Source organism: Fodinibius sp. Rm-B-1B1-1, assembly GCF_038594945.1.
GTDB classification, from domain to species: domain Bacteria; phylum Bacteroidota; class Rhodothermia; order Balneolales; family Balneolaceae; genus Fodinibius; species Fodinibius alkaliphilus.
The window spans coordinates 543,907-555,920 of the sequence record NZ_JBCFYD010000001.1 but is presented as its reverse complement, the minus strand read 5'-3'; the positions used below and the strand labels follow the sequence as shown (position 1 = coordinate 555,920).

Genomic DNA, 12,014 nt, shown 5'->3' with positions numbered 1-12,014 from the left:
GTGGTTATCTTAGCTGTTTACCGGTTTCTGTCTCTCCTTCGAGGGCGCCAAGAATTGGGCAATCTCCTTTGGGTCCTTCCCCGGCGCATGAGTCGATCAGCTCAATCAGGATTTCCTTAATGTGTTGCAGGTCTTCAATCTTCTCTTTGACATCTTGGTATTTTTCTTGGGCCTCCTGTTTAATTTCCGAACAGGTGGTATCTTCATCCAAACGCAGCTCCAGTAGCTCCTTAATTTCGCTGAGGGTAAACCCTAGCTGTTGTGCCCGCTTAATAAATCGGATTTGATCGATGTGTCGCTGTGTAAAGATCCGGTAGCCGGAACGGCGTCGGTCTGGTTTGGGAATCAGTTCCCGCTCCTCATAATAACGAACCGTTTCTTTGTTGACCCCCGCCCGGTGGGCTACTTCCCCGATTTTAAACGTGGTGATGCCCTCATACTTTTGGTTCATGTCTTCTCTCATATGAAGAAAAATATAATAAATAAACTGGGGATGGCACCTAGAAAAGATGTCACCCCAGTAAAGTTTTTAATTAACCTTTTCCATCGTTTTCCCACAGCAACAAGTCGGGTTTTGCATTCCCGAGCAGTCGCTGGGTGCTCCTTTGGTAACCGTGACTTCGCATCCGCAACTGTCATCGGGACACCGGTAAACTTCTCCTTTTTTAAGTGGCATAACAATATCTTTTGTTTATTATAGAATGCAATTCACCTATAATATAAGGCCTGTACCATGGTCGAGAGTCAAATAATATTAATTATTGCTAGACGACCAGTGAAGCGCGGAGATTTTCCAGTTGCCTTCTACCTTTTTCAGGACAGCCAGTTCAAGACTGCTAAGATCTAATTTTCTATCGCTATAGGTGCCCCAGGTATGGGTTTGAGTTGAGACCCAGGCGGTATTTTTATCAATCGAAACATTACGTGATTCAACTTCACGTTTCATGGCACTCAGAAATTTTCCATCAGAATGAAAATGGTGAGACAAGTATTCCTCCTTAGTTTCGATATTTCCGCCTTCCAGGATTCGGACTGATTCTGAGAGTAGATTCTGGGCTGCTTGACTGTCGTTCTCAATAATGGCTTGGTGGAATGCATCAAGCGTCTTAATTACATTTCTCTCTGTAGGAGAATCTTGTCCTATAGCAATGGATGTTCCGATTATAAACAGACAAACTGCAGTTAGTGATATTCGTGTAAACATAATATAGTTTTAAAATGATTAATTGAGTTGCGTTAAGGTCATTCGATCAATAAGTATGGTTCCAGTTCCATTTAGCTTTAGCCCCACACTTCCGGCCTCAGGGGCATCCCCATGGCCATGAACAACCATCTCTTTGTTGATATAACCCCGGAAATGCGTGCCGTTGCCCACAGTGCGAATAAATAGCATCCCTGAAGCGGAGTAGGACTCCTCTGCAAATACTTCACGGTTGCCGTCACTAACCCGACCTTGGGATATTTTGCCATCGGAAGTTAAGGTCACAAAATCATAGTTTTGGGCATCCTGCACGTGGTTAACGAGCGAAATATCTCCCTCAAAATCAGACAGGTCCAGGTAGTAATCTACTTGCACGTTTTGGAAGGAATTATGGCCGGTAAAGAAATTCGACAGGGAGTCTCCGCTCAACTGCAGCAGATAGTTGTTGTCGCTTTTAACTACAGCGGGTTGCAGATCCTGAATAGAGCCTTCCAGCCAGTGGAAATTTTCGAGCAGTGCGCTCACCGCATTGGGCCCCATTTCCCATGACCAATTGCCGTTTTCCTGAACGGTGAACGTGGTACCTGTTTCAGCCATCAGGCTGTCGGTTGCGACAGAAGTGCTTTCCTCCTGTTGTAACAACTGCCCGGTGCCGGCGCCATAGCCAAAGACCAATTGTGCACCGTGATCGCCGGTTTCATAGAGGAAGAATACCCCAGGCAATGCAAGGACAAACAGCCCGATTCGAATGGCCTGCTGATCTATTTTTTGATACCAGTGGAGCAAGATCCGTAGTATGGCGTAGATACCGAAAAACCATACCGTCCAGAGAGCCCAGTCGCTATGTTCGGTTAAGATTGATTGCGCTCCCGACGGCAGAAACACGCTGTTGGCCGCAAGGTTGCCCGTATAGTAAGCGGCAATAGCCGAAACAGCGCCAACTCCGTAAAGGATCGTTGTTTTTAGATCATCCCACCAGTTATCGGGTAGAAAGAAGTTTAACAAGTCCATCAATACCGCCAGCAGAATAATGGCTATTGGGAAATGAACAAGGATCGGGTGAATATTGGGTGCCCATTCGGGAATTAATTCCATAACAAGAGTTTCTATTAATTATAACAGTTGCGTATATGCGAATGCTGATAATCCTAAAACATTAATGATAATAAATATGGAGACAGCAATTCTCTTGATCTTTCCGCCGCCTTCCATATCCATCATTTTCATTCCATGGGTCTGCATGTACTTTTTATGCAGCCATATAAGTATGCCGGCTATCCAGATAAAAATGAGATTCATCCAGAAGGTATAGTCAATTTTGAATTGGGTGATCTCCGATACGACCCGCCTGCTTTCGGGGACGATGTCCAGAAATGAGAAGAGTCCGTTTAAGATGAGTGCTGTAAGAACAATACTAACAAACATCACACCGGCTATATAAAGCGCTACCCGCCAGCCGTAGTATTTGGCATTGATGTGAACAAGCGGTGGTACCATCAGATCAGAATAGATGAAGCCCATGATACCGGCAAAGAGGACTCCGTTTTGATTCAAGACTGTTGCCAGGGGAATATTTCCCATAGAACCAATAAAGGTAGCAGCTGCTACAAAAGGAGCTACAAGGGCATTCTCCAAGGTTACCAGCCAGCCGGGCAGGTGCTGAGCTTCCGTCAGAAAAAGGCTCGCCCAGAACGATTCGGGGACCAGCACGGCCACAAAGCCGGCAATAGTAAATCCAATCAGGATATCCTCCCAGGCCATCTTCCAGTCATTGACAAATTTGTGACCTACCAGTTGCCACCCTTCTTTACTTTTGATGCGTTTTTTCCAGTCAAAGTCTTCGATCAGCTCGTCCCCTTCGCTTTCTACTTTCTCCCGGGCGGCCTCCAGCCAGCTGTCGGGATAGGTCCATTTGATGAGCAGGCTGCTTATAGCAATAAGTACAAGTCCCCCAATAAGTTCCGCGGCTAAAAACTGCCATCCCAGGAAGATTAAAATCAATATTCCAAGCTCAATAACAAGATTTGTGGATGCAAACATGAAAGCCACACCGGCAATAAAATGAGCTCCCTTTTTGATGAGGGCCCGTGCTGCTGCTAATGCAGCAAACGAGCAGGACGAGGAAGCCGCTCCAAAGAAAGTGGACAGTGAAATACTTTTGAAATCAGCTTCTCCCATATATTTGGTAAGCTCTTTCTTGGGGACAAAGGCCTGGATCATACCGCTCACAAAGTAGCCCAGCACAAAAGCCCAGCCGGCTTTCCAGAAAAAACCCAGTGCCGTTTTTGCTGATTCACCGTATAGACTTAAAAAATCCATAAGTAATAATGGTTGCTAAATTTTTGCTTTCAAGTGCATACGCCCAGTCGTTCAAACCGGGCGCATGGTATTAGATTATAATGGGATATTAAAGTACTTGATTAATAAATAACTATATCAGTTATAATCACTTAAGTAATTCATTTTTTCTCTTATTAAATTCCTCTTCATCAATTTCGCCCTCAGCATACCGGCGTTTAAGGATTTCCATCGGTGTTTCTTTAGGCTGAGTCTGACTGGCTGGACCAGAGTTCATTACGGCCCGGACAGCAACTATGACCAGCGCGATAACTAGAAACCACCAGATAAACATCATCCATCCACCTCCAAAGAAATTGAAATCATGCATAAGATCTCACCACTGTGTTGTTTAATATTAATTAAAGTAGAATCAACCATTAAAACCACATGCGAACGCCGCCGAGCAAACTCAGGTTACTCACATGTCCGCCTTCAGCGCGAGCCATATCGGCGGTTTCGCCCAGCTTGCGTTCCCAGTTGATGCCGATATAGGGAGCAAATTCCCGGACGAACTCGTAACGGAGCCGGAAGCCGAGCCCGATGTCGTTAAATCCGGATCCGACGCCCCATTCCGGAACATCCTGCAGGGCCACACTGGTTTCGAAGATCGGCTGACCGATCAGTCGTTGCGTAAATAGTAGGTCATACTCCGCTTCCAATGAGGCCGAAATATCACCGTCCTCGCTGACAAACATACCGCCATCAACGTGGAAGAAATAGGGGGCCATGCCTTGCAGGCCAATTACCGCAAAACCTCTGGACTTGTTGCCCCCATCTTCATAGGCCAGGTCGTATCTTATTCCTCCCTGAATGTCAAAATAAGGACCAATGGCCCGACTGTAGAGGCCTTGGAATTCCATTTCGGCTTCGCTCTCGGTGGTCAGCGCTTCGCCGTGAGATTTAAACCATAATTTGTTCAGATCTTTGCCTACATACCCTTGCACTTCCCACATCAGGGGATTGACGCCGCTAACGCTGCGGTACTCCAACTTTTCAGCAATCAGATAGACGTAGGTTTTATCGTCCATCATCAAGTCGTTGCTGAACTCAGGTGCTTTTTGGGCAAAGGCCGAACTGCCGGTGATTATGATGATAGCGAAAATAGTGAGAATGAATGATGAGGTGCGTTTAATCATGGTCATTATGGTGCAATTTTGTATGTCAGAAAGAATTCGTTCGTTAAGGCTCGTTGGATGTACTTACGAATAGTCCTGTCCGTAGATGCTGCCGTCTTCGTCGGCCACCTGGACCACGCGAAACATGCCGCGTTCCATGTGGTAGAGGATGTGGCAGTGGAAGGCCCAACGCCCTTTGTCACGTGGCGTAATGAGGGCCGAAATCCGCTGCGCAGGTTGTACGAGCAGGGTATGCTGGCGGGGATTGTATTGCCCGTTTCCGTTTTCCAGCTCCATCCACATGCCGTGTAGGTGAATCGGGTGTTCCATCATGGTGTCATTGACCAGCGTGAGCCGGAGCCGCTCGTTGTGGGTAAATTCAATGGGACCATCCACTTCATGAAACTGCTCGCCGTCGAACGACCACATGTAGCGTTCCATATTGCCGGTTAGGTGTAGTTCTACTTCACGCTGGGCATCGCGGGTGTCTTTGTTGGGACGCAGGCTTTTTAGATCGTTATAGACCAGTACTTTTCGTCCGTCGTTGCCAAGACCAATACCGGGTTCATCGAGCCGGTCAAACTGGTTTTGGGCAACGGCCGCTGCCCCCGGCCCGTGCTTGTCGGGGCCGTGTTTTACGGGGGTCTTCTTCATGGCCGGCATTTGCATATCGCTATGATCCATATCTCCGTGGTTCATATCGCCATGGTCCATACCCTCCATGTCGCCCATAGCCATCATCATGCCCATGTCTCTCATGCTGCGTTTGGGACGGGGGCGAAGCTCAGGTACCGGCGCTTCCATCCCTTCGCGCGGCGCAAGTGTGCCACGGGCGTAGCCACTACGGTCCAGGGATTCGGCAAAAATGGTATAGGGTTTTTCTTCTTTGGGTTCGACAATCACGTCATAAGTCTCAGCAATACCGATACGGAATTCTTCGATGGGTACCGCCTCCACATTTTGGCCGTCGGCGGCTACCACCGTCATCTCCAGGCCGGGAATGCGAACATCAAAGGCCGTGGTCCCGGCAGAAGCATTGATAAATCGCAGGCGCACTTTTTCACCTTTTTTGAACAAGGCGTTCCAGTTAGAATTGGGACCACGTCCATTCATCAGATACGTATAGGTCGCACTGGTTACATCCAGCAGATCCGTGGCGCTCATCCGCATCTTGCCAAAGGAGAGATAATCCTTAACAGCATTACCAAACCCATCTTCTTTGACATCATTGATAAATTCTCCGAGGTCTCGCTTCTGATAATTATAGTACCCTTCCTGCTTCACGCTGTGTGCCAATACGTCGTGGGGATCTTCAAAGGTCCAGTCGGAGAGTACGATCGGGTACTCACGGTCGTATTCGACCGGATCTTCATCGGCCGGGTCGATAATCATGGGACCGTAATGGCCGAGCTGTTCCTGCAGGCCCGAGTGGCTGTGATACCAGTAGGTACCACTCTGTCGCACTGGATAGCGATATTCAAAGGTTTCACCGGGGGCGATGCCGTCAAAACTAACGCCAGGTACGCCATCCATCTGGAAAGGCAACAGGATTCCGTGCCAGTGGATAGAAGTCGTATCATCCAGCTTGTTGGTTACTCGAAGCAGTACGTCTTGCCCTTCTTTGAGGCGAATGAGCGGGGCAGGTACCGTTCCATTAATACCGATGGCTTCTCCTCGCTTTCCATCGATCTGGTGTGCCATTTTGCCGATGGTCAGATCAATAACGTTGTCCGGTCCCTGGGGAGTGAGTACGTTTTCGTTTGTGGTGTTAAATCCGCCAAGGGCATAACCTGGCAAGATGGAGCTTACTCCTGCAAATGCCGCCATTGAGGCGGTATAACGTAGAAAGCGACGGCGTGTCATGTTATTATCTTCACTCATAGCTGGTTATATGTCCTCTTTTATTCAGTGTTATAGCAATATGATTCTGAGATAGTGCCGCAATATAAGGGGTAAACCTTAAATCAAGCTTAAAACATTATTGGTCAGCATCTTTTATCTTTAGGTCGTTATTTAAATAATCAGAAAGTTAGTAGTATGTGGATATTATTAGTCGAAGATGAAAAACAGCTTGCCCGTTCCCTCAAGCGTGGACTGGAAGAAGAAGGGCATGTAGTGGAAGTGATGCACGACGGAGAGGAGGCTGAGCTGCAGGGACTGGTCAATGATTACGACATGGTGATCCTGGACTGGCGGTTGCCCCATCGGGACGGCAAGCAAATTCTGGAGCATTGGCGGGCGGAAGAGCGGACCTTCCCCGTTCTCATGCTAACGGCCCTGGGGGATTTGGATCACAAAGTGTCAGGCCTTGATGCGGGCGCCGATGATTATATGGGCAAGCCGTTTTCGTTTGAAGAGCTGCTGGCCCGCGTTCGGGCATTGGGACGACGGTCCTCGGAGATGCAGAACGATGAGGTGGTCTCGGTAGGGCCCATTGAGTTGGATGCGCGCAAACACTGGGTAAAAGTATGCGGTATTAAGCGTTCGCTCAGGCCCAAAGAATTTATTCTGTTGGAACTGTTGCTTGGAGAGCCGGAAACGGTGTTTTCAAAGACGCAATTAGCCGAGCGGGTCTGGGGCTCGGCCTACCACGTGAGCGATAACACCATTGAAGCTACAATTTCAACACTGCGCCAGAAGTTGGCCGAATCGTTTGATGAATGCGGGAAAATATTCTTGGAGGATCATTCTCAGGTGATTGAAACGATTCGGGGTGCAGGGTATCGACTACATAGTGACCTAATTAACAACAATGAGTAGCATTGTGAGTAGCATAACAAGCTTTTTTGATCGGCTCTCAATCTCTAAAAAACTGGCATTTTGGTATGGGCTAAGTTTGTTCGTGATGCTCAGCCTGTTCGGTTACTTTTTATACGAGTCGTACCATCAGTCGATCCATCATAACTATGATCGCCACCTTCGGTTCGAGGCCGAACAACTGCTCCCGCATATCAACACCTCCGGGGATACGCTGGCTATTGACTTGTCGGGATATAGTCGCAATGCGGCACTTAAAAGTGGCGTCGAATACGGAACCTACGTGCGGCTATACAACCAGAACGGCCAACTCATTTACCGGAGTCCGAACTTTATCGATGTCGATCAGCCACTGGAAACAGAGATCCCCAATGAGACGGAAGAGTATTCCTTCAGCAGCCAATGGCAGGACCTGCCGGCACGAACACTTTTCTACCCGATCCATGACTCCGGTGGAACGTTTTGCGGCTGGCTGGAAGTGACCGGATTTGAATGGACGCTGCACGAAGAACTGAATCGGTTCAGAAGGTACCTGTTGGTTCTAATTGCCATAAGTGTGGCATTTTCTATTCTCGGGGGATACTGGCTTTCCCGAAGAGCACTAACGCCGGTAGCCTCTATCAATGAAGCAGCCAAATCAATCACAGCCACCGATTTAGACAAACGTATTCCGGTAAACTACCAGGTAAAAGACGAGCTGACCGACTTGGCCGAAACCTTTAATATGATGCTCAATCGCCTGCAAAAAGGCTTTGAACGAGAGAAACGCTTTACCTCCGACGCCGCCCACGAACTCATGACCCCACTTTCATCGATGCGCAGTAATGCCGAGATTATGCTCCGTAAACCCCGTTCCAAAGAGGAATACCAGGAAACGATAGAGCGTATGCTGAAAGAGGTTCAAAAGATGAGCGAAATGGTGCATCTGTTGCTGCAGCTTTCACGGGTAGAATCGGTACACCGCTCGAAGCCGGAGAAGGTTTGTATAAGCCGCATTACAGAAGCAGTGGCCGATCAACACCAGGAAAGTGCTCAGGCAAAGAATATCAGTATTCAAACGCAGATTGATCCTGACCTGCAAGTCCGGGCGCATGGAGCGTACATTGAAGAGGTGATCAACAATCTGATGGAAAATGCTGTGAAGTACACACCTGAAGGTGGCCAGGTAAAGCTGCAACTACAACGCAGCAGCGGCAAGGCAGTTATCCACCTGAATGATACTGGCATCGGTTTTGAGGAGGAGACCAAAAAGCATCTTTTTGAACGGTTTTACCGGGCCAATGAGTCAGAAGTACAACAGCAGTCCGGAAGTGGCTTAGGGCTGCCACTCGTAAAAGCCATTATCGAATTATATGGTGGAAAGATTCGAGCTTATAGTGAAGGAGAGGGGAAAGGAAGTACATTCGTGGTTGAGTTGCCGCTGGCAGATGGAAAGGAAATTTAATGCGGTTTGCTCGCTTCGATTTTTTTGAAAATGCCCTTCGCAGTTAAATCCTGAACCTTTTCAATACTCCAGCCAGCCTTTTCAACATTTTCGACCGTTTGCCGAGCAATGTGAACACCACTTATATAGTGTATTGGGCTGTCAAGTCTATCCATTAACGAACCTAGCATAGGATTTTCAGCACGCATGTGTTCCAACAGATGAAGTTTACCACCAGGCTTGGTGACGCGCAGGGCTTCTTTTAATCCCAAAATGGGATCTGGTACCGAGCAAAGCACAAAGGTTGCAACCACTTCGTCAAAATGATTGTCTGGAAAATCCATGTCCTGGGCATCCATCTCTTTAAGGATAACATGGTCTTTTTGTTTATCCTTCAGCAGCCCTTTTGCCCGTTTGAGCATGCCGGGAGAAAGGTCTATTCCTGTTATTTCAATCTCTTTAGGGTAGTACGGGATGTTTTTACCAGTGCCCACGCCGATTTCCAATACTTTTGGACCGTGGATCTGTTGCCAAAGTTTTTCTCGCCATTTTTTATACCAAAGATGTTCGACCGGCCACTCCATCAGATTATATATAACTGATGTAGCGTTGTACCGCTTTTTAGTAAATTGGGTTTGTTTAGGATTTGAATTATTCATTCGAATCGAGACTGTATATTAAATTTATTTTTATTCGGATTTATAGTAAGCGTATCATGAAATAACTCCCGTCATCACTGGTAAGTTTTTGGCGTATGATTCCCCGTTCTTTATCTATGATTTCAATTACATTGTAAGCAAAACCTTTAACTTTTATGCCGAGTACATACACACTAAGATCTACATCTGAGTTAATTTGATACTGTCCAGCTTGTAGCGTATCGTTAGTTATAACCTGTCGGTCGTAGATGGTTATTTTGCTTTTTCCTCCCAGAAAACCCACCAGTCCCTTGTCGATATTCATCTCAAATTCAATGGATTTCATTTCCCATCCTGGGTCTGGCGTTACAGGGTAAAAAGCATTGGTATCCAGTAGGTTGACCTTGATTTCACTACCTTTTCCATAGTTGGTAAAGGGAAAGACATTCAATAATATGCGCCGTTCGTCCGGTCTACAGGTGTAGATTGTTTTGGTGCTGTCTTGTAGCTCCCCTTTAGCATTGTATGAATAAAGTTCAACTGGAAGACGATAGGTATTGGCTTTTTCTTCTATGGTACCGACTATTAGCTTTTGATATGACTCAACCTCTTCCTCTTTGCTATAGTTGCATTTTTTGTACTCGTTGCCGTCAATTTCAAAGAGTAGCATTTGGGTATCCTGGCCAAAACTTAAAGACGGAAGTAAGATATACAAGCACAGGATGAAGAATAGTTTTAAGCAGTTCTCTGTTTTTTTATCAGGCATTAATCAGGTATAACTATTTAGTTATTCAACTGGCAAAGGAATGCACCCATATCCTTGCTCCAAGGCTTGTTTGGAAAATTGGTATGCTTCTTCAATGATCATTTCAGTCTTGCTGAAATCCAACACGCTCTTGAGACGGGTATTAATACAGAGATCCAAGAGGTACAGCTCTGTATTGGCAGCAATTTTTTGAATATCATTTCTCAATTTTTCGTGTTGGCTGACTTGGGCAGTACGAATGATCATATTAAACAGTCCATTTACCGTGTTTTTGAACTGGTGTCTACAATCGCTCAACATGCAATAGATGGCATCTGCTCCCAGGTCGTAAGCTTTGTCTATAGGGATGTTGTTGGTGATTCCTCCATCAACCATTTGATTGCCATTTATAATTTGCGGAGGAAAATATACCGGTAGGGCACAACTTGCTAGCAGGGCAGGTTGTAATTTACCCTTATCGATATAGGTGGAACCGGCTTTTTGAAGGTCGGTTGCTACTACCGTCAGCGGAATATCGAGTTCTTCAAAAGAATCGACTGGTAGATTCCTTTTCAGGAAATGTTTTATACCTGTGGGTTTGAACAAACTAGAAGCATTACCCCATTTCCATAGAAGCTCTGGGTTGAACCGGTAAAGTTTCTGTTCTGAAATTCCTTTCCATAGTTCTTTTAGTTGACTTATATCTAGTCCAGAGGCAATGAAAGCCCCGTTAATAGCCCCAATTGAAGTGCCAATAATATAATCTGGTTTTACCCCCTGCTCCACCATAGCTTGATAGAAACCAATTTCAGCAGCGCCTTGGGCCCCACCTCCGCAGAGAACAAGTGCGGTTTTATTAGACTTGGCATGCATATTATTGGTTGCCTTGTTCTTGTACATTCAACTCTTCTGCATTCCAGGGGGTTACACGGTCACTGTAGGTATTGCTAATTCGGATGATATCTTCTTGGGAAATATTCGGTTGATCTCCCTCACTTTTCGTACGCAGGTGATTGAGAATGGCCGCCATTTCCGCTGCACTGAGTCGTGCTTTAAAAGAAGGCATGTTGCCCTGATAAGATTGTCCGCTGACTTCTATTTCTCCCGAAAGGCCATGAAGAAGGATGCGAACGGGGACGGATTTATCACCAGTTATCCACTCTGAATCGACAAGTGGTGGGAAAGCACCGCCAATTCCTTCTGCATGATTGCCGTGGCAGGAAGCACAATTTTGGGCAAAAAGGGATTCACCGTTAAGTAAAGAAGGATCTCCCTCATCATTGAAGGGAACTTCCGACGTTTCATCCGTGCTGGGGCTCATTTGTCTCATCTTGGCATATCCTTCTGAAAGCCGCCTGTTCATCTCTGCCATTGATTGTTGCTCCCTTTTTTGATGCATAGTTGCCATTCGGTCGTGCATACTCATCATTTGGTTGTACCATTCACTTGTCATGTTATTCTGCATATGCATACCCATGCCTTCTGCCATCATCTTATCGCCCTGCATGTGCCGGTCCATGTGCATACTCATCATCTGGCGATGGTTGGTATCCATCTGTTGGTGCATCTGCTGCATTTGGGAATAAAGCGATTTCAATTCCGCTGGCAGAGTATCTGTTTCTGCTTCGTAGTTTGCCAGCAGCATTTTGTAATTAGACTGCAGGGAATCGTAAGCGGTTTCTAATTCCTCCCGTTGTTCCTCACTCATGTAGCCAGAGCCTCCCATTTGACAGGAGGATAGAAAAATGAGGAGTCCAATTGTTAACGCATAAAGTCCAATGTCTTTTTTATTCAT

At 46.5% G+C, this 12,014-nt stretch carries 14 protein-coding genes; 2 read left to right on the top strand and 12 right to left on the bottom strand.

Annotated elements, in window-relative coordinates; translation table 11 throughout:
• Positions 1-4 precede the first annotated feature (4 nt).
• The 8 genes from AAFH98_RS02525 to AAFH98_RS02490 form a co-directional block, all read right to left on the bottom strand.
• Positions 5-451, bottom strand: a complete 447-nt coding sequence (locus tag AAFH98_RS02525; protein ID WP_342521094.1) for a MerR family transcriptional regulator — start codon at positions 449-451, stop codon at positions 5-7.
• Positions 452-529: 78 nt separating this feature from the next.
• Entirely contained in the window at positions 530-676 is a 147-nt protein-coding gene (locus tag AAFH98_RS02520; protein ID WP_342521093.1) for a hypothetical protein, read from the bottom strand.
• A gap of 78 nt (positions 677-754) precedes the next feature.
• A complete protein-coding gene (locus AAFH98_RS02515) occupies positions 755-1,204 on the bottom strand; it encodes a nuclear transport factor 2 family protein (protein WP_342521092.1) in 450 nt (149 codons plus the stop codon).
• 18 nt (positions 1,205-1,222) lie between these two features.
• Positions 1,223-2,296 carry a DUF2231 domain-containing protein gene (locus AAFH98_RS02510; RefSeq protein ID WP_342521091.1) on the bottom strand — a complete coding sequence of 358 codons (1,074 nt, stop codon included), beginning with the start codon at positions 2,294-2,296 and terminating at the stop codon, positions 1,223-1,225.
• Between the two features lie 18 nt (positions 2,297-2,314).
• Entirely contained in the window at positions 2,315-3,520 is a 1,206-nt protein-coding gene (locus tag AAFH98_RS02505) for a permease (protein ID WP_342521090.1), read from the bottom strand.
• A gap of 127 nt (positions 3,521-3,647) precedes the next feature.
• On the bottom strand, positions 3,648-3,869 hold the full coding sequence (locus AAFH98_RS02500; protein WP_342521089.1) for an SHOCT domain-containing protein: 222 nt from the start codon (positions 3,867-3,869) through the stop codon (positions 3,648-3,650).
• A 49-nt stretch (positions 3,870-3,918) separates the two neighbouring features.
• Positions 3,919-4,677: a copper resistance protein B gene (locus AAFH98_RS02495; protein ID WP_246068375.1), complete on the bottom strand. Its 759-nt coding sequence runs from the start codon at positions 4,675-4,677 to the stop codon at positions 3,919-3,921.
• Positions 4,678-4,740: 63 nt separating this feature from the next.
• Positions 4,741-6,537 (bottom strand): copper resistance system multicopper oxidase, encoded by a 1,797-nt coding sequence (locus AAFH98_RS02490; protein ID WP_142715544.1) that lies wholly within the window; start codon positions 6,535-6,537, stop codon positions 4,741-4,743.
• A 156-nt stretch (positions 6,538-6,693) separates the two neighbouring features.
• Here AAFH98_RS02490 and AAFH98_RS02485 point away from each other — a divergent pair, with 156 nt between their 5' ends.
• Together AAFH98_RS02485 and AAFH98_RS02480 are read left to right on the top strand one after the other, a co-directional pair.
• Entirely contained in the window at positions 6,694-7,416 is a 723-nt protein-coding gene (locus AAFH98_RS02485; RefSeq protein ID WP_142715545.1) for a response regulator transcription factor, read from the top strand.
• A gap of 4 nt (positions 7,417-7,420) precedes the next feature.
• A complete protein-coding gene (locus AAFH98_RS02480) occupies positions 7,421-8,857 on the top strand; it encodes a sensor histidine kinase (RefSeq protein WP_342521088.1) in 1,437 nt (478 codons plus the stop codon).
• Here the strand turns inward: AAFH98_RS02480 and AAFH98_RS02475 are convergent.
• The 4 genes from AAFH98_RS02475 to AAFH98_RS02460 form a co-directional block, all read right to left on the bottom strand.
• On the bottom strand, positions 8,854-9,495 hold the full coding sequence (locus AAFH98_RS02475; protein ID WP_142715547.1) for a class I SAM-dependent methyltransferase: 642 nt from the start codon (positions 9,493-9,495) through the stop codon (positions 8,854-8,856). The genes AAFH98_RS02480 and AAFH98_RS02475 overlap by 4 nt on opposite strands.
• A 40-nt stretch (positions 9,496-9,535) precedes the next feature.
• Positions 9,536-10,189, bottom strand: coding sequence for a hypothetical protein (locus AAFH98_RS02470; protein ID WP_342521087.1), 654 nt, complete (start codon positions 10,187-10,189; stop codon positions 9,536-9,538).
• A 72-nt stretch (positions 10,190-10,261) separates the two neighbouring features.
• Entirely contained in the window at positions 10,262-11,119 is an 858-nt protein-coding gene (locus AAFH98_RS02465; RefSeq protein ID WP_342521086.1) for a patatin-like phospholipase family protein, read from the bottom strand.
• Positions 11,094-12,014, bottom strand: coding sequence for a c-type cytochrome (locus tag AAFH98_RS02460; RefSeq protein WP_342521085.1), 921 nt, complete (start codon positions 12,012-12,014; stop codon positions 11,094-11,096). Before AAFH98_RS02460 ends, AAFH98_RS02465 begins: the two co-directional genes overlap by 26 nt.